The sequence below is a fragment of the Pseudomonas petroselini genome (assembly GCF_045037875.1).
GTDB lineage: Bacteria > Pseudomonadota > Gammaproteobacteria > Pseudomonadales > Pseudomonadaceae > Aquipseudomonas > Aquipseudomonas petroselini.
In genome coordinates this window covers 2,287,184-2,308,655 of sequence record NZ_CP173614.1, presented here as the reverse complement: position 1 = coordinate 2,308,655, position 21,472 = coordinate 2,287,184, and the positions used below count along the sequence as shown (strand labels likewise).

Sequence of the window (21,472 nt, the reverse complement as noted above, 5' to 3'; positions counted from 1 at the left end):
TCGCCCTTCGATACAGCCAACATGCTGAAACCTCCTGACCCCAGAGGATTGATCATGAGCGACTCCCTCCACCAACGCGTGCACGCCCTCGGCCTCGCACTGCCTACGCCCAGCCAGCCGATTGCCAATTACATCAACCACGTCGTCAGCCAGAACCACCTGTTTGTCTCCGGTCAGATTCCGCTGGTGGACGGCAAACCGGCCTACGTCGGCCGGTTGGGCGAGTCCATCAGCGATGAGGAAGGCGCACACGCGGCAGAACTCGCGGCCCTGGGCCTGCTGGGGCAGTTGAGCGATGCCCTCGGTGATGACCTCTCACGACTGGTACGCACCGTGCGCCTGGGGGTGTTTATCGCCAGCGGCGCTGACTTCAAACAACAGAGCGTGGTCGCCAACGGCGCCTCCAACTTGCTGGTCAACGCCCTTGGCGAAAAGGGCCGGCATGTGCGCACCGCCGTAGGCGTTTCCAGCCTGCCGGCCGGCGTGGCGGTGGAGGTCGATGCCATTTTCGAGCTGCGCCCATGAGCCCGCTCGACGTTCAGCACTTGCGGGACAACACGCCTGGTTGCCAGTCCGGCATCGTGCACTTCAACCACGCCGGTGCCTCGCTGCCGAGCCAGGCGACCCTCGATGCGATCATCGAACACCTGCAACGGGAAGCCCGCGAGGGTCCAATGGAAGCCGGCGAGCATGGCGCCGTCTTGGTGGAAAAAGCCCGCCGTGCCGCCGCGCAACTGCTTAACGCCCCGGTCTCATCCATCGCGTTTGCCGGCAGTGGCTCGACCGCCTGGAGCATGGCGTTCCAAGCCTTGGGGCCGTGGCAGCCGGGCGATCGCATTCTGGTCGGCCGCCACGAATGGGGCGGTAACCTGGCCAGCATGGAAGGGGCGGTGCAAGCAGGCGCTCGGGTGGAGGTTATCCCCTGCGACGACAGCGGCGCAGTCTGCCCAATGGCGCTGGAGTCGATGATCGACGCTCGCGTGAAGTTGATCGACCTCACCTGGCTCCCGGCCAACGGCGGCCTGATCAACCCCGCCCAGGCCATCGGCGAAGTGGCCAGGCGTCACGCAATCCCCTACTTCATCGACGCCGGCCAAGCCGTCGGCCAACTGCCGGTGGATGTGCAAGCGCTGCACTGTGACGTGCTCAAGTCAGCCGGACGCAAACACCTGCGTGGGCCACGAGGCACCGCGCTGTTGTATGTGCGACCGGCGTTTCTAGAGCGCTTGAACCCTGTTCAGCGTGACGTGTTTTCAGCGCCCTGGACCGCCCAGGGGTTCGACCTGCGCCATGACGCACGGCGCTTTGAAACCAGCGAAACATCCTTCGCCTTGCTGGCGGGGCTGGGCAATGCGTTGCAAGAGATGAACAGGCTCGGAATCGAGCGCCTATGGGAAAGGGTTTCGCAGACCAGCGAGCGAATCCGCGAAGCGTTGCGTGGGGTTCCGGGCATTACCCTGCATAACCTGGGCACTCGCCAGTCAGGCTTGATCGCCTTCAACCTGGCGGGTTGGGACGCCTTTGAACTCAAGCGGCGCCTGGGGTTGAAGCGCATCAACATCGGGGCCAACGGTGTCGCCTATACGCCGCTGGATATGCAGGCGCGGGGCCTTGAAAGCGTGGCGCGGATTTCTGTCAGCCCGCTCAATACCGAACACGAGATCGAGGTGCTGATAACGGCCCTGCGGGCACTGCATGACTAAACCTCGACGTCCACCCACAGGCCTTGGCGTGGCGCATCTTCGATCAGCGGTATCACCGGCACCGTATTGTCGGCGTTGAGCACATCCCCCGGAATGGCCAGGTGCTGCTCCGGGTCGTCCTCGGCTTCACGCCGGCGTTTCTGTTGTTCCTGCTGGCGACGTTGTTCTTCGCGCAGCAAAAACGTCGACGTCTCGGCATCGCCCTTTTTCAGGTCGATGGTGCTTTCGTTGGAGCCCGGTTGCACTGGCACCACGGGCGGGATATCCGGCTTCTGACGTACCGGATCGAGTTGTGACGTGACCGGCACAACGCTGACGGGCAGCATGGGTGGCAGCATAGTGATTATTCTCCTGATCAACAGGCTGTCGGCGGGTTGCAGGGTGACTTGAGCACAAGCTCGCCAACCTGTGACCCAGTCGACACTCGCAAGTGCCCGCCACCCGTCGATTCAGCTTCCGATGTGCCACCCCCAGGGAGTAGTTTTTGTCAGAGTCCTTGGGCGTGGGGGCTTGTTCCGTTAAGATAGTCGGCTTTTTCACGGCGGGAGTCAGGCAGCATGGCGCAGCAGTATCAACCGGGGCAACGCTGGATTAGTGACAGCGAAGCAGAGCTGGGGTTAGGCACCGTTCTGGCACAGGACGGCCGCTTGTTGACCGTGCTCTATCCGGCCACTGGCGACACCCGCCAGTATGCGCTACGGAATGCGCCCCTCACCCGCGTGAGGTTCTCGCCGGGTGACTCCATCACCCATTTCGAAGGCTGGAAAATGACCGTGCAGGAAGTCGACGATGTCGACGGCCTGCTGGTGTACCACGGCCTCAATGGGCAGCACGAGCAGGTCACCCTGCCGGAAACCCAACTGTCCAACTTCATTCAGTTCCGCCTGGCCAGCGACCGCCTGTTCGCCGGGCAGATCGACCCGCTGGCCTGGTTCTCGCTGCGTTACCACACGCTGGAACACACCAGCCGCCAATTGCAGTCTTCGTTGTGGGGCCTGGGTGGCGTGCGTGCGCAACCTATCGCTCACCAATTGCACATCGCCCGTGAAGTCGCTGACCGTATCGCGCCACGGGTATTGCTGGCTGACGAAGTCGGCTTGGGCAAGACCATCGAAGCCGGCCTGGTGATCCATCGCCAACTGCTGTCGGGCCGCGCCAGCCGCGTGTTGATCCTGGTACCGGAAAACCTGCAGCACCAGTGGCTGGTGGAAATGCGCCGCCGCTTCAACCTGCAGGTCGCGCTGTTCGATGAAGAGCGCTTTATCGAAAGCGATGCGACCAACCCGTTCGAAGACACCCAGTTGGCTCTGGTGGCCCTGGAATGGCTGGTCGACGACGAAAAGGCCCAGGACGCACTGTTCGCGGCCGGTTGGGACCTGTTGGTGGTCGACGAAGCCCACCACTTGGTGTGGCATGAAGACAAAGCCAGCGCCGAATATTCGCTGGTCGAACAACTCGCCGAAGTAATTCCCGGCGTGCTGCTGCTCACCGCTACCCCCGAGCAACTCGGCCAGGACAGCCACTTCGCGCGCCTGCGCCTGCTCGACCCGAACCGTTTCCACGACCTGCACGCCTTCCGCGCCGAGAGCGAGAACTATCGCCCGGTGGCCGAAGCCGTGCAGGAGTTGCTCGACAAGGGCCGCTTGTCCCCCAAGGCCCACGAGACTATCCAGGGTTTCCTCGGCAATGAAGGCGAAGCACTGCTGACCGCCGTCAACGATGGCGACACCGAAGCCAGCGCACGCCTGGTGCGTGAGCTGCTCGACCGCCACGGCACCGGCCGCGTGCTGTTCCGCAACACCCGCGCCGCCGTGCAAGGCTTCCCGGAGCGCAAGCTGCACGCCTACCCGTTGCCGAACCCGGACGAGTACATGGAGTTGCCGCTGGGCGAACACGCCGAGCTGTACCCGGAAGTCAGCTTCCAGTCGCAGCCGGACGTTGAAGAAGAACACCGCTGGTGGCGCTTCGACCCACGGGTCGAGTGGCTGATCGACCAGCTGAAAATGCTCAAGCGCACCAAGGTCCTGGTGATCTGCGCCCACGCCGAAACCGCCATGGACCTGGAAGACGCCCTGCGCGTGCGCTCCGGCATCCCGGCCACGGTGTTCCACGAGGGCATGAACATCCTCGAGCGTGACCGCGCCGCCGCCTACTTCGCCGATGAAGAGTTCGGCGCCCAGGTGCTGATCTGCTCGGAAATCGGCAGTGAAGGCCGCAACTTCCAGTTCTCCCACCACTTGGTGCTGTTCGACCTGCCGTCCCACCCCGACCTGCTGGAACAGCGGATCGGCCGTCTGGACCGGATCGGTCAGAAACACGTGATCGAACTGCACGTGCCATACCTGGAAACCAGCCCGCAAGAGCGCCTGTTCCAGTGGTACCACGAAGCGCTGAACGCGTTCCTCAACACCTGCCCGACCGGCAACGCCTTGCAGCATCAGTTCGGCCCACGCCTGCTGCCGCTGCTGGAAAACGCCGACGACGGCGAGTGGCAAGCCCTGATCGACGAGGCCCGTGCCGAGCGCGAGCGTCTGGAACAGGAGCTGCACACCGGCCGCGACCGTCTGCTGGAGCTCAACTCAGGCGGCGCAGGCGAAGGTGATGCGCTGGTGGAAGACATCCTCGAGCAAGACGATCAGTTCGCCCTGCCGATCTACATGGAAACCCTGTTCGACGCATTCGGCATCGACAGCGAAGACCATTCGGAAAACGCGCTGATCCTCAAGCCCAGCGAAAAAATGCTCGACGCCAGCTTCCCCCTGGGCGACGACGAAGGCGTGACCATCACCTACGACCGTAACCAGGCACTGTCACGCGAAGACATGCAGTTCATCACCTGGGAACACCCGATGGTGCAGGGCGGCATGGACCTGGTGCTGTCCGGTTCCATGGGCAACACCGCCGTGGCATTGATCAAGAACAAGGCGCTCAAGCCGGGCACCGTGTTGCTGGAACTGCTCTACGTCAGCGAAGTGGTTGCCCCGCGCTCGCTGCAACTGGGCCGCTACCTGCCACCGGCCGCCCTGCGCTGCCTGCTGGATGCCAATGGCAACGACCTGTCCGGCCGTGTGACCTTCGAAACCCTCAACGACCAGTTGGAAAGCGTGCCACGTGCCAGCGCTAACAAGTTCATCCAGGCCCAGCGCGACCAGCTGACGCCGCGGATCAACGCCGGTGAAGAGAAGATCACCCCACGCCATGCCGAGCGCGTAGCCGAGGCCAAACGCCGCCTGGCGGCAGACACCGACGAAGAACTGGCGCGCCTGACCGCGTTGCAAGCGGTCAACCCGACCGTACGCGACAGCGAGCTGGTTGCCCTGCGCACCCAACGCGAGCAAGGCCTGGCCATGCTGGATAAGGCGGCGCTGCGCTTGGAAGCGATTCGGGTTCTGGTCGCCGGTTAATAGCTGCCTTCTTTCTTTGTCTTGAGGGCCTCATCGGGGGCAAGCCCCCTCCCACACGTTGATTTGTGAACGCAGTCAAATGTGGGAGGGGGCTTGCTCCCGATGGCGTCATTGCGGTCTCAAACAGCAACCGCCGCAGCAGGTACCTCCACCCCGCTCAACCCCTCTTTCATCTTCTTGGCATCCCGCACAAAGCTGCGCGACGCCTGGAACAGAAACAGCATGGTCAGGAACAACGCCACCGGAATCAGGTACATGGCGTCATGCAACCCCACCGCCTTGTAAGCCTCGGTCATCTGCTCCGCCCCCGCCGCATACATCGCCGAATGAGCAAAATGGTCGGACAAGCCCCCTACAACGATCGGCCCCATGCCGCCACCCAACAAATACAGCCCGGCAAAAAACAGCGCCATCGCCGTGGCCCGCAGGCGCGGTTCGACCACGTCCTGGATCGCCGTGTACACGCAGGTGTAGAAGTTATAGGCGAACAGCCAGCCCACACTGAACAGCGCCACAAACACACCAATCTCAATGCGCCCGGCGTGCAACGCCCAGGCCGTGGTCACGGTGGAGATGATCAGGCTGAACGCGGCGAACAGCAGCCGGCCGTTGGCGACACGCTGATGGATCTTGTCGGCGATCCAGCCACCCAGGGTCAGGCCCACCAGGCCGGTCAGGCCGACGATCACCCCGGTTGCCACGGCGGCATCCTGCAACGGCATCAGGAAATAACGCTGCAACATCGGCACCAGGAATGAGTTGCAGGCATAGGTCGCGAAGTTGAAGCACAACCCGGCCAGCACCAGCCACAGGAAGGTCGGCACCGCCAGCACGCGACGGATCGGGCGGTCGACGCGTTGCTGGGAGACCTGCACGGTTTCCGCCGCGCCGCGCTTGGGCTCCTTGATATAGAACATGAACACAGCAAGGATCATCCCCGGCACGGCCGCGATAAAGAACGGCGCTCGCCAGCTGTCGAACGCCTTGACCATCCAACCGATGGTAAAGAACGCCAGCAACAGCCCCAAGGGCAGCCCCAGCATGAAAATCCCCATGGCCCGCGCGCGGCGGTGCGCCGGGAACAGGTCGCCAATCAATGAGTTGGCGGCTGGCGCATAGCTGGCTTCGCCAATGCCAATGCCCATGCGCACCAGCAAAAACGTCCAGAAACTGCCGACCAGACCGTTCACCGCCGTCAGCCCGCTCCAGGCGAACAGGCCCCACCCCATCAGTTTGCTGCGCGAGCCGGTATCGGCCAGTCGCCCGAGCGGCAGGCCAGCAATGGCGTAGACGATGGTGAAAGCGGTGCCGATGATGCCGAGCTGGAAGTCACTCAGGTGCCATTCCATGCGGATTGGCTCGATGATGATCGCGGGAATGGTCCGATCGAAGAAGTTGAACAGGTTGGCGAGGAACAGCAGGAACAGAATGCGCCAGGCATTCGCCGCTTGGGTCGAGTTCTGCATGGGTCCGTCTCTTTTATTGTTATGAGAGCTGCGATGCCCGATGCATCCTGCCCGGTACCTGCAACATAGTCAGGCGGGCGAGGCTTGTCTGTAATGATTCGTAAAGCTGATAGGGCATGATTTCACCCGGCATCCTGGGACTTTCCCTACGGAAAATATAAGTTCTGCCCCCTCTTCCCAATGGCCATGGCACGGATAGAATGGCGAGCCTTCCTGTAACACCCCATTCTACTTTCTTATCGATGACGCCCATGTCCGAAGCCAGTCCGTGTCTGAATTGCGGTGCCTGTTGTTCACACTTTCGTGTGTCGTTCTTCTGGGGTGAATGCGCCTCGTCGGGAGGCACGGTGCCCGATGACTTGGTGGTGCAGATCAACCCGACCCGCGTGGCAATGATCGGCACCGACCAGAAACCTGCGCGCTGCTGCAGCCTTGAGGGTGACGTGGGCCAGGCCACCCGTTGCACGATCTACGAGCAGCGTTCGAGCGTATGCCGCGAATTCGAGTCCTCGTGGTACCAAGGCGTACAAAACGTCGATTGCGATGCCGCACGTGCGGCGTTTGGCCTGCCCCCCCTGGAAGCCCCCTTCGAGTTGACACTGCCCATCAGCGCTTAGCATCAAACGCTATGGGCGGCATGCCAAAATGGTTCACAGCAAAATGCCATTATTCGTGGCAAATTCCGCGAGGCTTCTATACTGGACCTCATAGGTCATCGCCGTAGGCAGTGACGTGACTCTATGACGGGACATGCTATGGAATGGCTAGGTCTGCATTTTTTTACCGCACTTCCAGAGAGCGGGCACTTATTACTCAATTGCAGTCATAACCCCTTCCTGGTACTGCTGGCCTACCTGGTCGCTTGCGCGGCGGGTTTCGGCACGCTGGACATGGCCGAGCGCGTCGGCCACGTCGAGGACCCTACCGCAAGACGCCACTGGCGCTGGCTCGGCGCTGGCTGCCTGGCCGGCGGGATCTGGTCCACTCACTTCATCAGCATGCTGGCCTTCCAGGCGCCAATCGCGATTCACTACGAACTGTCGATGACGTTCGCGTCCTTGATGATCGCCCTGATCGCGTCGCTGTTTGCCATGCAAACGCTCAGTCATTCCAGCCTACGCTTTCACCAGTATGTGCTGGCGTCTATATGGATGGGGATCGGCATCGCCTTGATGCACTACGTGGGCATGTCGGCCATGCGTTCCCAGGCCCAACTGTATTTCGACTCGGGATTGTTCCTGGCCTCGGTGGGCATCGCCATGGGGGCGAGCCTGGCCGCGTTGTTGCTGTCGAGTTACTTGCGCACGGGCACCGGCGTGTTTCATCAACTGCTCAAATACGCCGCCAGCCTGGTCCTGGGCGCGGGAATCCTGAGCATGCATTTTACGGGCATGGCGGCCCTGCAGTTGATCGTCCCCGCCGGCGCTGACCTCTCACTGCCTTCGGATAACAACCCCATTCAACTGGGCTTGTCGGTGGCGGTCATCACCCTGCTGGTCATTGGCAGCAGCATCAGCGCCGCCCTGGCCGACAAGAAGCTGCAACACAAAGAACGCGACCTGCGCCGGGTCAATGCCCTGCTCAGCGAACTGGACCAGGCCCGCGCCTCGCTGCAACAGGTAGCCCATTACGATGCCTTGACCAGCCTGCTCAATCGGCGGGGTTTCAATCAGATCTTCGCGGAAAAACTCGCCGAAAAAGCCGCGTCAAACGGGATGATGGCGGTGATCTTCCTCGATATCGACCACTTCAAGCGCATCAATGACAGCCTCGGGCATGACGCCGGTGACCAATTACTCACCGTGCTGGCCGGGCATATCAAGGGCTCGGTGCGCAGCCATGCGGATGTGGTGGCGCGGTTTGGCGGTGATGAATTCTGCATTCTGATCAGCATTCATCACCGCGACGAAGCCCGGCACCTGGCCCAGCGCATCATGCAACAGATGAAGGAGCCCATCGAACTGGCCGGCCGCCGTATGGTGATGACCACCAGCATCGGCATCAGCCTGTATCCCGATGACGGCCTGACCTGCGAAGAGTTGCTCAAAACCGCCGACCTGGCGCTGTACCAGTCCAAGGACGCGGGGCGCAACAGCCTGAACTTCTTCAGTTCCAACCTGAAAACCCGAGCCTTCCTCGAACTGCAACTGGAAGAAGAACTGCGCGGCGCCCTGCGCACCCGTAACCAACTGGTGCTGTTCTACCAACCGATCTTTGACATGAAACTGGGCAAGGTCACACGGCTGGAAGCCCTGGTGCGCTGGCAACACCCACAGCATGGGCTGCTGGCGCCGGACCGGTTTATCGGTATCGCCGAAAGCAACGGGCTGATTGCCGAATTGGACCACTGGGTGCTGCGCCAAGCCTGTCATGACCTGAGCCTGCTGTCTGACCGGGGCTATACCGAATTGACCATGGCGGTGAACTGCTCGGCCCTTAACCTGGCCCGGGATGAACTGGCGGACGAAATCGAGGATGCGCTGCGTTTCAGTGCAATTGCCGCCAACCGCCTGGAACTGGAAGTCACCGAAAACGCGCTGATGGGCAACATCAGCAGCACCCTGGCGCTGCTGCGGCAAATCCGCGCGCTAGGCGTGTCGCTGGCCATCGACGACTTTGGTACCGGCTATTCGTCCCTAGCCTACCTCAAGCGCCTTCCCCTCAACACCTTGAAGATCGACCGCTCGTTTATCCAGGACATTCCCAAGTCCACCGCCGATATCGAGATTGTCCAGGCGATTATTGGCATGGCCCATACCCTGCACCTGGAGGTCGTCGCCGAAGGCGTGGAAACCCAGGCGCAGTTCGAGCTGTTGCTCAAGCATGGCTGTGATTTCGTCCAAGGCTACCTCTTGAGCCCGGCAGTGCCCGTCAGCGACATCATCGGTGTCATGCAGGGTATCAACCTGCGCAACCCACTCTATCCGCACAGCCTGGTGGGCGCCAAAGACAGCAGCGCACCGAAAGAGCCTGGCCCCACGCGCACAGGCAACACGTCCATCGTCAGGCCAATTCGCTGACGCCTAAACTTTGGCATTTCGCCATCATTTGCCTAAAGAACGCCGACGAACGGCCGATTCATCAGAGTCCGGCCAGGTTTTCCCTGAGCACAACAGGGTCAAGCCCGATCGTCCCGGACAAGGACGCACTGCAAAGTCGCGAACTCCCATTCCGTGATGGCCATTTGATACTCTTCAGCCATCCGCCCAGGCACATGGCGCACAATGACTTCTAAAAATAACTCTGCCACCGTGGTATCCGACGTGTTGCTCCCAGCTCCTGCGGAAAAACCCTCAGGTTCAAAGTCATTGAGCACCGCCCGCCCGCTGGCCACTCAGCAATACCTGTATTTCACCGAAACCAATACCGACCGCATCCTCGACAACCTCGATGGCCTGCGCGACATGGTGTTCCCTCGCCCGCCCCATCTGGAAGGCGACAGCGATCCGCGCACCGAGCAGGAATTCCCGTCGGTGTGCCTGATCGGCCTGGGCCGTTGCGGTTCGAACATCGCGCTGGATGTAGCGGAGCTGGTGTACAACGCCCGCAAGTTCTACTTGAACGAGTTCAGCAACGAAGATAAATCACAGGACAAGGGTTACAGCCCGGCCCAGTGGATCCGCAACAACCTGCGCCTGGGCAGCGGCAAGGCCAGCAAACCGGTGTTCCTGGTAGAACCGCTGGTGATGCTCGGCGACCTGGACAAGGACATCGCCGGGCGCATCCGTTTTTCGCGCAAGGGCGAGAAAAGCGGTTTCCTGCGTGACTACAGCAAGATGAAAATCATGGACCTGTCGGAGGTCCACGCCGGTGGCGCCGGTAACGCGCCGATCCTCGGCCAGTACCTGGCCAAGATCATCCTCAACAAAGACACCCAGCGTTTTTCCAGCCCCGACTGGAAGATGATCCACTCGTATTTGATCGACTCCTGCGGCATCAAGGCCAACCAGTCGCGCCTGTACTTCTCAATCTTCAGCGCCGGCGGCGGTACCGGCTCGGGCATGGCCTCGGAGTTCGGCCTGGCCCAGCAGCACTCGTACATGAACAAGACGTTCGACACCAAGCCCGCCGACGAGCACGACAGCAAGAGCGGCCACGCCTTTGTGTTCGAGCCGATCTTCACCAGCGGCATTTGCGTGCTACCGAATATCTCCGACCACCGCAGCGAAATGTCCGAGGCGCTGCACATCAACGCCGGACGGCTGCTGTGCAAATACCTGTCGGAAGAATGGGATTTCTCGTACAACTTCGCCAATGAAGACAGCAGCGAAGCCAGTGTGAAGGGCCGTATCCGGCCGTGGAACGCGATGATGCTGATCTCCAACGACATCATGCGTTATGCCGAAGAAAGCGATGACGGCAATATCCAGAACATTGACGTCAATGCCATGGAAAAACACGCCAACCAGTACATTTCCCAGCAGATCTTCAACATCCTCACGGCCCAGGCCGTGACCACCGACTACGACCAGAACTACTTCCGCCGCGCCGGTATCGACATCGGCGAAACCATTCGCCTGGATGCCAACGACCTGTTCATGAGCCTGGCCGGCCCGGTGGCGATTGCCTACGCCGAGTCCGTGGTCCCGGAAACGCCGGCACCGTCGAATGACAAATTCAAGGTCTTCGAGAAAGAGCCCCAGCGCCTGAACATCGACGACCTGTTCTTCCGCTCCATCGACCTGCCGCACTTCAACAAGGTCACCCAGGCCATCGAAGGCATCAGCTTGCTGCCGATCGAATCCAAGCGCTACAAGGCCTCCCTGGAGCAGTACAAGAACTCCGGCTACGACGCGGCCGCGCTGCATGACCTGCACTTCTTCAAGAACTGCTCGTCGGTGGTGTCCATCGTGTCGCTGCCCAAGGACTACAAGCTGTCCTACATGGACCTGAACCGGCTCAAGACCCACCTCAACAGCTTGTTCCCCAACACCACCCTCAAGCGCTACGCACTGGTGATCGGTGCCTCGGCCAACCTGTCGTTGACCACCCTGATCGCGAAAAGCCCGTGCCTGTCGGATGACTTCCTCACGTTGATCGTGGCCTTTATCAAGCGCTGCTTTGCACGTAACCCGTACCGCTTCGATGACACGCTGGACAACTCGATCCTGGACTTCATCATCCACGAAGACTTCGATGAAGACCGCATCGACGAGTTGCTCAACGAGTTCGAAAACCCGGCAAAGATCCTCGATACCAACTGGTACGCGATCAAGCCGATGTATGAGAAGAAGTACCGCGAGCTGATCAACGACAAAGACAAGTTCGTGTCGATCAATGACATTCGCCTGTCACGGGACTGCGTGAAGAAAGCGATCAAGTACCTGCGCGAGATTTATCGTCACCGCATCGGCAAGACCAAGGTTATTTCGTTGAATAACCACACCGGTAAAACCGCCTAGGCCGCGTTGCCCTCTTCGCGAGCAAGCCCGCAGTTGACCGCATTTCCGCAGGATGCGCACGGTCAACGGTGGGAGCGGGCTTGCTCGCGAATGCGGCAGTCCAAACAACAGCTATCTACAGTCCCGGCACACTTGGAAACAATTGCGCAGCGATTCCGCCAGCGCCCTAACTGTTCCCATGCCGTGCACGTCACCCTCACCTGTGACCTTTCTTCACGGCAACATGCCATCACGGCGTCAGCAGTTACTCCGCTACACACTTGCCACAGCAAAAAACACGCACCTTTTTCGTGCAACCCTTTCTTACACTGCCCTTTCCTGGATCAGAATCCACGGCGATACCACCACCGCCCATAGGCTAGGATCACGTTCAACCAGGTCCAATGCCCGCGTCGCAGACACCTCGCCAAGGCTCCCTGCGGCCAGCCAGGCAGCGACTTTGTCGCGGTTGTCCTCAGCCATTCCCTCGGCAGCCTCGATCAAATCCAGCCCGGCATCGACCCACAATAGGGCACCCTTGGCAAAGAACGGCTCAAGCTCCTTCCAGGAAATTTCGGCGGTTTCTCCGAGCAGCTTGGCATAGAGGGTGCTAGGTTCTTGCGTCATGGGTGTTCACCTTGGGGAAAAATCGGCGCAATCATAGCGTCACGCCTCAAGCAGAAAAACCCAGTTGCAAATGAGTCATCGAGAGAAAGTGTCAGGAACGCCAAGGATTGCCCGAAACTCTGGCATCACCCCGCCGCAATTCTGTCTTTTTCTTTCATTTAAGCGACACACCCGGCTTTTGCCCCCAGCAGCCAGCTTTTCAACCGATCAACCGGCGCTCTACACTGTACCGGTACAGTTGCCAGAGCACTGCCGGGGGGATATCCGAGATATCTGATCCGGTTCTGCAGCTCACAAGGCCGCTAGAACTATAAAAAAGACAACAGCAAGAGTGGAGCACTATGAATAAGGCTACTAAGCAGATTTCCAAACTGTTTGCCGCTATGGTCCTGGCTGGGGTTGCCGGCCATTCGTTCGCAGCCGACACCATCAAGATCGGCATCGCCGGGCCTAAGACCGGCCCAGTGACGCAATACGGCGACATGCAATTCATGGGTGCCAAGCAAGCCATCGCCGACATCAACGCCAAGGGCGGCGTCGACGGCAAAATGCTTGAAGCCAAGGAATACGACGACGCTTGCGATCCAAAACAAGCCGTGGCCGTCGCCAACAAAGTAGTCAACGACGGCGTCAAGTTCGTGGTCGGTCACCTGTGCTCCAGCTCCACTCAGCCAGCCTCCGACATCTATGAAGATGAAGGCGTGATCATGATTACCCCGGCGGCTACCAGCCCGGAAATCACCGCCCGTGGCTACAAGCTGATCTTCCGCACCATCGGCCTGGACAGCGCGCAAGGCCCAGCGGCCGGCAACTATATCGCCGACCACGTGAAGCCGAAAATCGTCGCCGTCCTGCACGACAAACAGCAATACGGTGAAGGCATCGCCACTGCCGTCAAACAGACCCTCGAGAAAAAAGGCACCAAGGTTGCCGTCTTCGAAGGCCTGAACGCCGGCGACAAAGACTTCTCCTCGATCATCCAGAAACTCAAGCAAGCCAACGTCGACTTCGTCTACTACGGCGGCTACCACCCTGAGCTGGGCCTGATCCTGCGCCAAGCCAAGGAAAAAGGCCTGAACGCCAAGTTCATGGGCCCAGAAGGTGTCGGTAACGACTCCATCTCGCAAATCGCCCAGGGCGCTTCCGAAGGCCTGCTGGTGACCCTGCCGAAATCCTTCGACACCGACCCGGCCAACAAGGCCATCGTTGAAGAGTTCGCCAAGAACAAGCAGGACCCAACCGGTCCGTTCGTGTTCCCGGCCTACTCGGCCGTTGAAGTGATCGCGGCAGGCATCACCGCCGCGAAAAGCGAAGACACCGCCAAAGTGGCCGAAGCCATCCACGCGGGCACCTTCAAGACCCCTACCGGCGAGCTGAGCTTCGACGCCAAGGGCGACCTGAAGGACTTCAAATTCGTGGTCTACGAATGGCACTTCGGTAAACCAAAAACCGAAGTTTCCCCTCAGTAAGCCAGGCGTTACTGGTCCAACAAGCCCACTGTGAGAGCAGTGGGCTTTGTTTTACGAGGTTTATGGGCCTGACACCCGCGATCCGGGCGCTGGCTCACCTGAAAATCTTAAAACCGTCACCAGCGGTTCGCTGGCAAACGCTTTGTGCAAATGTGCTCACAGAACACAGCACGGGGCCGGAACATGACTCCACCAGTGAAATGCGTATCGGGTTTTTAGGAGCGCTGTAATGCCTGAGATCTATCATTTTTTCCAACAGCTGGTTAATGGCCTGACCATTGGCAGCACCTATGCCTTGATAGCCATTGGCTACACAATGGTTTACGGCATCATTGGAATGATCAACTTCGCCCATGGCGAGGTGTACATGATTGGTTCCTACGTGGCCTTCATCGCCCTTGCCGGGCTGGCCATGATGGGTATCCACTCCCTGCCGCTGTTGATGACCGCTGCGTTCCTTGCGTCGATCGTCGTAACCAGTGCCTATGGCTACAGTATCGAGCGCGTTGCCTACCGCCCCTTGCGTGGCAGCAACCGTTTGATCCCGCTGATTTCCGCCATCGGCATGTCGATTTTCCTGCAGAACACCGTATTGCTGTCCCAGGACTCCAAGGACAAATCCATTCCCAACCTGATTCCGGGGAGCTTCTCCTTCGGCCCGGGCGGTGCGGAAGAAGTCCTGATTTCCTACATGCAGATCCTGGTCTTCGTCGTCACCCTGGTGGCCATGCTGGGCCTGACCCTGTTCATCTCCCGCTCCCGTCTGGGGCGCGCCTGCCGGGCCTGTGCCGAAGACATCAAGATGGCCAACCTGCTGGGCATCAACACCAACAACATCATCGCCCTGACCTTCGTGATCGGCGCTGCGCTGGCAGCCGTTGCGGCGGTGCTGCTGAGCATGCAGTACGGCGTGATCAACCCCAACGCCGGTTTCCTGGTGGGCCTCAAGGCCTTCACCGCAGCGGTATTGGGCGGCATCGGCAGCATTCCGGGCGCCATGCTCGGTGGCCTGGTGCTGGGTGTGGCCGAAGCCTTTGGTGCCGATATCTTCGGCGACCAGTACAAGGACGTCGTGGCGTTCGGCCTGTTGGTTCTGGTGCTGTTGTTCCGTCCGACCGGCATCCTGGGCCGTCCGGAGGTTGAGAAAGTATGAGCAGATATCTTAAATCGGCGTTTTTCAGCGCCTTGCTGGTCTGGGCCGTGGCGTTCCCGGTACTGGGCCTCAAGCTGAGCATTGTCGGCATCAACCTGGAAGTGCATGGCACCGGTCCCGTGACCCTGACCATCATCGCCCTGTGCTCGGTGTTGATGTTCCTGCGCGTGCTGTTCACCCAGCAGGTCGGTGCACTGTTCAAGTCCAACCGTGGCCCACTGGTGTCGCCCAAGGTCAGCCAATTCCTGACGCTGCCACGCACCCAGCGCTACATCATCATCGGCCTGATCGTCGCCGCGTTGATCTGGCCATTCTTCGGCTCGCGCGGTGCGGTTGATATCGCCACCCTGATCCTGATCTACGTATTGCTGGGCCTGGGCCTGAACATCGTGGTGGGCCTGGCCGGTCTGCTTGACCTCGGTTATGTCGGCTTCTACGCCGTGGGTGCCTACACCTACGCACTGCTGTCGCACTACCTGGGTTGGAGCTTCTGGATCTGTCTGCCGCTGGCAGGCATGGCGGCGGCCACGTTCGGCTTCCTGCTGGGCTTCCCGGTACTGCGCCTGCGCGGTGACTACCTGGCGATCGTGACCCTGGGCTTCGGTGAAATCATCCGGCTGTTCCTGCGTAACCTCACCGATATCACCGGTGGGCCGAACGGTATCAGCAGCATTCCCAAGCCGACGTTTTTCGGGCTGTCGTTCGACCGTACCGCCGCTGAAGGCATGCAGACCTTTCACGAGTATTTCGGGATTGCCTACAACCCGGTCAGCAAGGTGGTGTTCCTCTACCTGGTCGCCCTGTTGCTGGCGCTGGCCGCCTTGTTCGTGATCAACCGCCTGCTGCGCATGCCAATCGGCCGCGCCTGGGAAGCACTGCGCGAAGATGAAATCGCCTGCCGCGCCCTGGGCCTGAACCCAACCATCATCAAGCTCTCCGCCTTTACCCTGGGTGCTGCGTTCGCCGGTTTCGCCGGCAGCTTCTTCGCCGCTCGGCAAGGTCTGGTCACGCCGGAGTCGTTCACCTTTATCGAGTCGGCGATCATCCTCGCCATCGTGGTACTGGGTGGCATGGGCTCGCAACTGGGCGTGATCCTGGCCGCGATCGTGATGATCCTGCTGCCGGAAATGATGCGTGAGTTCAGCGAATACCGCATGTTGATGTTCGGCGCCATGATGGTGCTCATGATGATCTGGCGTCCTCAAGGCCTGCTGCCCATGCAACGTCCACACATGGAGCTGCGCAAATGAGCCGCGAGATCCTGAAAGTCGAAAACTTGAGCATGCGCTTCGGCGGCTTGCTGGCGGTCAATGGCGTGGCCCTGACCGTGAAAGAGAAACAAGTGGTTGCGTTGATCGGCCCGAACGGCGCCGGCAAGACCACGGTGTTCAACTGCCTTACCGGTTTCTACAAGCCGAGCGGTGGCAGCATCCTGCTCGACGGCCAGCCGATCCAGGGCCTGGCCGGTCACGAGATCGCCCGCAAGGGCGTGGTGCGGACCTTCCAGAACGTGCGCTTGTTCAAGGACATGACGGCGGTCGAGAACCTGCTGATCGCCCAGCACCGTCACTTGAACACCAACTTCTTCGCCGGCCTGTTCAAGACCCCCGCGTTCCGCAAAAGCGAGCGCGAGGCCATGGAGTACGCCGAGTACTGGCTGGACAAGGTCAACCTGACCGAGTTTGCCAACCGCCCGGCCGGCACCCTGGCCTACGGTCAGCAACGCCGCTTGGAAATCGCCCGTTGCATGATGACCCGTCCGCGGATCCTCATGCTCGACGAACCGGCCGCCGGTCTGAACCCCAAGGAAACCGAAGACCTCAAGGCGCTGATCGGCGTGTTGCGTGAGGAAAACAACGCCACGGTGTTGTTGATCGAACACGACATGAAACTGGTCATGAGCATTTCCGACCACATCGTGGTGATCAACCAGGGCACGCCGCTGGCCGACGGGACGCCGGAGCAGATCCGCGACAATCCTGAAGTGATCAAAGCCTATTTGGGGGAAGCGTAAAATGCTGCAATTCGAAAACGTTTCCACTTTCTACGGCAAGATCCAGGCCCTGCACAGCGTCAACGTGGAAGTGCGCCAAGGCGAGATCGTTACGCTGATCGGCGCCAACGGCGCCGGCAAGTCGACCTTGCTGATGACCCTGTGCGGTTCGCCCCAGGCCCACAGCGGCAGCATCCGCTACATGGGTGAAGAGCTGGTGGGCCAGCAGTCGTCGCAGATCATGCGCAAGAGCATTGCGGTGGTGCCGGAAGGCCGTCGGGTGTTCTCGCGCCTGACCGTGGAAGAGAACCTGGCCATGGGCGGGTTCTTTACCGACAAGGGCGACTACCAGGAGCAGATGGACAAGGTGCTGCACCTGTTCCCACGCCTCAAGGAACGCTTCAGCCAGCGCGGTGGCACCATGTCCGGCGGCGAGCAGCAAATGCTCGCCATCGGCCGTGCGCTGATGAGCAAGCCCAAGCTGCTGCTGCTGGACGAACCTTCACTGGGCCTGGCGCCGATCATCATCCAGCAGATCTTCGACATCATCGAACAACTGCGCAAGGACGGTGTGACGGTGTTCCTGGTGGAGCAGAACGCCAACCAGGCGCTGAAAATCGCTGACCGTGCCTATGTGCTGGAAAACGGCCGGGTGGTGATGCAGGGTACGGGCGAGCAGTTGCTGACGGATCCGAAAGTGCGTGAGGCGTACCTGGGCGGCTGATAAAGCCGATCGGAAAAAACCATGAGAGGAGCCGGGAAACCCGCTCCTCTTTTTTTTTGCGGAAAAACAAAAGATTTTCCCTACAGGCTTGTAACGATTTTCTCCGTACCGTCTCTAGAGGTGTACGCAGGCACCCATGCCTGCCACCTCAACCCACTGCTGGAGATACACCATGACTACCAAACTGTCCGCCGCTACCCTGGTACTGGCACTCGGTTCGGCCTTGAGCCTGTCCGCCCTGACCACCACCGCCCACGCAGCCGACGACATGCAGAAATGCTTCGGTGTCGCCGAAGCGGGCAAAAACGATTGCGCCGCCGGCGCCGGCACTTCCTGCGCCGGCACCTCGAAAACCAAAGACCAGGCCAACGCCTGGAAACTGGTCCCAGCCGGCACCTGCCTCAAGACCCCAAGCTCCACCTCGCCGACCGGCTTCGGCCAGGAAGCAGCCTTTACCGCCAAGTCCTGATCCCTCGCGAAACCTGAGTACTGATGATGACTCTTTCATCCCTGCAAGCCGTCTCCCAGGCTCAGGCGCCCGGCCTCCCACGCAGGGCCGGGCTAGGGCTCAAGCACGAGCACTTCGTTGAAGTGCTCGAAACCGCACCCGATATCGGTTTTTTTGAAGTGCATGCCGAAAACTACATGGTGGCCGGCGGCCCGTTTCATCACTACCTGGGGCTGATCCGCGAGCAGTACCCGCTGTCATTGCACGGCGTGGGCCTGTCCATCGGTGGCGAAGGCCCGCTGAACCGTGAGCACTTGGCGCGGTTGGCCACGCTGATCGAGCGCTATCAACCCCACTCCTTTTCCGAACACCTGGCGTGGTCCAGCCACGGCCCGGTGTTCCTCAATGACCTGTTGCCCCTGGCCTACGACAGCGCCACCCTGCAACGGGTGTGCGAACACGTGGACCAGGTACAGAGCACCCTCAAGCGGCCGATGCTGCTGGAGAACCCGTCGACCTACCTGCAGTTCCAACGCTCAACCCTGGACGAGACCGATTTCATAAGCGAGATCATTCGCCGTACCGGGTGCGGCCTGTTGCTGGATGTGAACAACGTCTACGTGTCGTGCATCAACCACCAGCTCAACCCACTCGCCTACATCGATGCCCTGCCGTTGCACGCCGTGGGTGAAATTCATCTGGCCGGTTTCGCCGAAGACGCTGACAGCCTGGGCGACCGCCTGTTGATCGATGACCACGGTTCGCCCATCGATAACGCCGTGTGGCAGCTCTACGAACAAGTACTGGCACGCATCGGCCCGATGGCGACGCTGATCGAACGGGACAATCAGTTGCCGGCGTTCGGCGTGCTGCTGACGGAAGCTGAACAGGCCGACTGGCATCTTTCGCAGGTGATCCCATGAGCCTTCATGACGACTTCACCGCGGCCTTGCTGGCGCCGGAACAGGCGTGTCCAGATGGCTTGTTCAGCAGTAACGGTGCCGATCCAGCCAGCCGCTTCGCGGTATACCGCAACAATGTGCACAGCGCGTTGATCAACGCATTGGTGACAGCATACCCGGTGACGCTGCAACTGGTGGGCGATGAATTCTTTCGCGCAATGGCCGGCGTCTACGTCCAGGGGCACGCGCCGACCAGTCCATTGATCAGTGAGTACGGCAGCACGCTCGCCGATTTCATCCAGGGCTTCGAACCGGCGGCCAGCGTGCCCTACCTGGCAGATATTGCCCGTCTGGAGCGCTTGCGGGTTTGCGCGTATCACGCGAGCGACAGCCACCCCTTGGATCAACAGGCCGTGCTGCTGGCATTGCAAGATCAAGCAGACCTGGGAGCGCTGCGCCTGCAACTGCACCCGTCCGTGGGCACCCTGGACTCCGCGTATGCGGTCGTGACGGTGTGGGCGGCGCACCAGACCGAGGGCGGCCTGGCGACCCTGGACCCGTGGAACGCCCAGAGTGCGCTGGTATTGCGCCACGGGCTGGAGGTCAAGGTTTTCGCCATCAATCGAAGTTCAGTGGCGTTTATCAACAGCCTTGCCCAAGGCCTGACCTTAGAAAAAGCCGTGGAACACGCGCTCGATGCGTCACCCGACTTCGATCTGCACCGATGCCTCACGCTGCTGATCAGCCACAGCGCCATCACTCATTTGCATCTAAAACACAAGGTATCGCCATGAACACTCACCCTTCATACTTGATCAAACGGGTCATACAACTCTTCGAGCAAATCCCCTACAGCCTGATTGCCTTTGTCGCGCGCTTTTCCATTGCCGCGGTGTTCTGGAAATCCGGGCAAACCAAAGTCGAAGGCTTTGCCATTGATTTGATCAGCGGTACCTTCCAGCTCGGCACACCGAAACTGGCGGCTTCGACACTGCCGCTGTTTCGCAGTGAATACCATGTGCCACTGCTTTCGCCTGAAGTGGCGGCGCCTATGGCTGCGTTTGCCGAGCACTTTTTCCCGGTGCTGATCCTCGTCGGGTTCGCCACGCGCTTTTCGGCCTTGGCCCTGATCGGCATGACCCTGGTGATTCAGCTGTTTGTCTACCCGGACGCCTACCCGACGCATGGCACCTGGATTGCGCTGCTGTTACTGCTGGTGGCCAAAGGGCCGGGACGTGTGTCCATCGATCACCTGATCGCCCGTCGCTACGCTTAAAGCCGATCCAGCGCCTCACCACTGCGCTTGAACCAATCCACCAGGTAGTCGGCCAACACCTGGGTGCGACGCGGCAGGCCGCCCTGATAGGGGTGCACCAGATACATCGGCATGCTCCGCGTCTGATAATCGCGCAGGAGCCAACGCAATCGGCCGTCAGCCAATTCCGCCGGCAGTACATAGGATGGCAGGCGCGCGATACCCGCGCCCACCAGCGCGGCCTTTTTCAACAGGTTGTAGTGATTGGAGGCAAAGGTGCCACTGACCCGCACCCGCAACAATTCGTGCTGCTGGTGGTACAACCACTCCTCGCGACCGCTGTAGTGACTGTTGAGCAAGCAAATATGGGCGGCCAGGTCAGCCGGCGTCTCGGGTTCGCCATATTGCTCGAGGTAGGCCGGGCTGGCGCAGGTCATCTCATGCCAGGCCAGCAACGGCTTGGCCACCAGGCGCTCGTTTTCAATCGCGCCTGAGCGTACGCCCAGGTCAAAGCCGTCCCGGGCCAGATCACGGTAGCGGTTGTTGAGCTCCAGCTCGATCTGCACCTGCGGGTACTGTTTGGAAAACTCCAGTAACAAGCCATCGAAAAAGGTTTCGCCCAGCGATACCGGAACCGTCATACGCACAGGCCCGGCCAGGTCATCCTTAAGCCGAGCCAGTGCCTGGCGGGCGCGATCCACTTGCACCACCAATGCCTGGGCCTGGGGCAGCAACGCCGCACCCGCGGCAGTCAGGCTGAGTTTGCGCGTGGTGCGGTGCAGCAATACCACGGAAAACTGCGCCTCCAACTGGCTGATCCGCTTTGACAACTGCCCTTTGCTGCAGCCCAGTTGCTCGGCGGCCAAGGTGAAACTACCGGCTTCTATCAGTACGGCAAAGGCCGCCAGGTCATCCATCTCGCTCATGGATTGTTTCCATTTGAAAAC

The 21,472-nt window shown here is 60.5% G+C and carries 19 protein-coding genes; 15 read left to right on the top strand and 4 right to left on the bottom strand.

Annotated elements, in window-relative coordinates; all coding sequences use genetic code 11:
* Nucleotides 1-54: 54 nt before the first annotated feature.
* Together ACI512_RS10715 and ACI512_RS10710 are read left to right on the top strand one after the other, a co-directional pair.
* A complete protein-coding gene (locus ACI512_RS10715; RefSeq protein ID WP_064055000.1) occupies nucleotides 55-525 on the top strand; it encodes a RidA family protein in 471 nt (156 codons plus the stop codon).
* Nucleotides 522-1,703, top strand: a complete 1,182-nt coding sequence (locus tag ACI512_RS10710; protein ID WP_236378773.1) for an aminotransferase class V-fold PLP-dependent enzyme — start codon at nucleotides 522-524, stop codon at nucleotides 1,701-1,703. Before ACI512_RS10715 ends, ACI512_RS10710 begins: the two co-directional genes overlap by 4 nt.
* On the opposite strand, the gene ACI512_RS10705 is transcribed toward ACI512_RS10710, so the two are convergent.
* A complete protein-coding gene (locus ACI512_RS10705; protein ID WP_043204931.1) occupies nucleotides 1,700-2,041 on the bottom strand; it encodes a hypothetical protein in 342 nt (113 codons plus the stop codon). The genes ACI512_RS10710 and ACI512_RS10705 overlap by 4 nt on opposite strands.
* Before the next feature lie 219 nt (nucleotides 2,042-2,260).
* Between ACI512_RS10705 and rapA the strand changes: the two genes are divergently transcribed.
* Entirely contained in the window at nucleotides 2,261-5,107 is a 2,847-nt protein-coding gene (gene rapA / locus ACI512_RS10700) for an RNA polymerase-associated protein RapA (RefSeq protein ID WP_012722659.1), read from the top strand.
* A 119-nt stretch (nucleotides 5,108-5,226) separates the two neighbouring features.
* On the opposite strand, the gene ACI512_RS10695 is transcribed toward rapA, so the two are convergent.
* Nucleotides 5,227-6,573, bottom strand: coding sequence for a spinster family MFS transporter (locus ACI512_RS10695; protein ID WP_405121760.1), 1,347 nt, complete (start codon nucleotides 6,571-6,573; stop codon nucleotides 5,227-5,229).
* Between the two features lie 251 nt (nucleotides 6,574-6,824).
* On the opposite strand from ACI512_RS10695, the gene ACI512_RS10690 reads away from it, so the two are divergent.
* From ACI512_RS10690 to ACI512_RS10680, 3 genes are all read left to right on the top strand, one after another.
* Nucleotides 6,825-7,190 (top strand): YkgJ family cysteine cluster protein, encoded by a 366-nt coding sequence (locus ACI512_RS10690; protein WP_231808033.1) that lies wholly within the window; start codon nucleotides 6,825-6,827, stop codon nucleotides 7,188-7,190.
* 138 nt (nucleotides 7,191-7,328) lie between these two features.
* Nucleotides 7,329-9,593, top strand: coding sequence for a putative bifunctional diguanylate cyclase/phosphodiesterase (locus ACI512_RS10685; protein WP_405121759.1), 2,265 nt, complete (start codon nucleotides 7,329-7,331; stop codon nucleotides 9,591-9,593).
* 204 nt (nucleotides 9,594-9,797) lie between these two features.
* Nucleotides 9,798-11,975, top strand: a complete 2,178-nt coding sequence (locus ACI512_RS10680; protein WP_012722655.1) for a hypothetical protein — start codon at nucleotides 9,798-9,800, stop codon at nucleotides 11,973-11,975.
* A gap of 303 nt (nucleotides 11,976-12,278) precedes the next feature.
* On the opposite strand, the gene ACI512_RS10675 is transcribed toward ACI512_RS10680, so the two are convergent.
* On the bottom strand, nucleotides 12,279-12,581 hold the full coding sequence (locus ACI512_RS10675; protein WP_010212359.1) for a DUF2288 domain-containing protein: 303 nt from the start codon (nucleotides 12,579-12,581) through the stop codon (nucleotides 12,279-12,281).
* A gap of 341 nt (nucleotides 12,582-12,922) precedes the next feature.
* Here ACI512_RS10675 and ACI512_RS10670 point away from each other — a divergent pair, with 341 nt between their 5' ends.
* From ACI512_RS10670 to ACI512_RS10630, 9 genes are all read left to right on the top strand, one after another.
* Nucleotides 12,923-14,050: a branched-chain amino acid ABC transporter substrate-binding protein gene (locus ACI512_RS10670; RefSeq protein WP_116628313.1), complete on the top strand. Its 1,128-nt coding sequence runs from the start codon at nucleotides 12,923-12,925 to the stop codon at nucleotides 14,048-14,050.
* A gap of 229 nt (nucleotides 14,051-14,279) precedes the next feature.
* Nucleotides 14,280-15,203 (top strand): high-affinity branched-chain amino acid ABC transporter permease LivH, encoded by a 924-nt coding sequence (livH, locus tag ACI512_RS10665; RefSeq protein ID WP_003172375.1) that lies wholly within the window; start codon nucleotides 14,280-14,282, stop codon nucleotides 15,201-15,203.
* Nucleotides 15,200-16,453, top strand: coding sequence for a high-affinity branched-chain amino acid ABC transporter permease LivM (locus ACI512_RS10660; protein ID WP_095184031.1), 1,254 nt, complete (start codon nucleotides 15,200-15,202; stop codon nucleotides 16,451-16,453). The genes livH and ACI512_RS10660 overlap by 4 nt, the downstream gene beginning before the upstream one ends.
* The gene (gene livG, locus ACI512_RS10655; protein ID WP_012722652.1) at nucleotides 16,450-17,217 is read left to right on the top strand and encodes a high-affinity branched-chain amino acid ABC transporter ATP-binding protein LivG; all 768 of its coding nucleotides are present in this window, start codon (nucleotides 16,450-16,452) and stop codon (nucleotides 17,215-17,217) included. The genes ACI512_RS10660 and livG overlap by 4 nt, the downstream gene beginning before the upstream one ends.
* 1 nt (nucleotide 17,218) lies before the next feature.
* Nucleotides 17,219-17,920 carry an ABC transporter ATP-binding protein gene (locus ACI512_RS10650; RefSeq protein ID WP_010212366.1) on the top strand — a complete coding sequence of 234 codons (702 nt, stop codon included), beginning with the start codon at nucleotides 17,219-17,221 and terminating at the stop codon, nucleotides 17,918-17,920.
* Nucleotides 17,921-18,092: 172 nt separating this feature from the next.
* A complete protein-coding gene (locus ACI512_RS10645; protein WP_012722651.1) occupies nucleotides 18,093-18,389 on the top strand; it encodes a DUF2282 domain-containing protein in 297 nt (98 codons plus the stop codon).
* Nucleotides 18,390-18,412: 23 nt separating this feature from the next.
* Complete coding sequence (locus tag ACI512_RS10640) at nucleotides 18,413-19,291, top strand: DUF692 domain-containing protein (protein WP_236378782.1); 879 nt, start codon at nucleotides 18,413-18,415, stop codon at nucleotides 19,289-19,291.
* Complete coding sequence (locus tag ACI512_RS10635; protein WP_046036655.1) at nucleotides 19,288-20,064, top strand: DUF2063 domain-containing protein; 777 nt, start codon at nucleotides 19,288-19,290, stop codon at nucleotides 20,062-20,064. Before ACI512_RS10640 ends, ACI512_RS10635 begins: the two co-directional genes overlap by 4 nt.
* Nucleotides 20,061-20,546: a DoxX family protein gene (locus ACI512_RS10630; protein WP_012722648.1), complete on the top strand. Its 486-nt coding sequence runs from the start codon at nucleotides 20,061-20,063 to the stop codon at nucleotides 20,544-20,546. The genes ACI512_RS10635 and ACI512_RS10630 overlap by 4 nt, the downstream gene beginning before the upstream one ends.
* On the opposite strand, the gene ACI512_RS10625 is transcribed toward ACI512_RS10630, so the two are convergent.
* On the bottom strand, nucleotides 20,543-21,451 hold the full coding sequence (locus ACI512_RS10625) for a LysR family transcriptional regulator (RefSeq protein ID WP_064054988.1): 909 nt from the start codon (nucleotides 21,449-21,451) through the stop codon (nucleotides 20,543-20,545). The genes ACI512_RS10630 and ACI512_RS10625 overlap by 4 nt on opposite strands.
* Nucleotides 21,452-21,472: the final 21 nt, after the last annotated feature.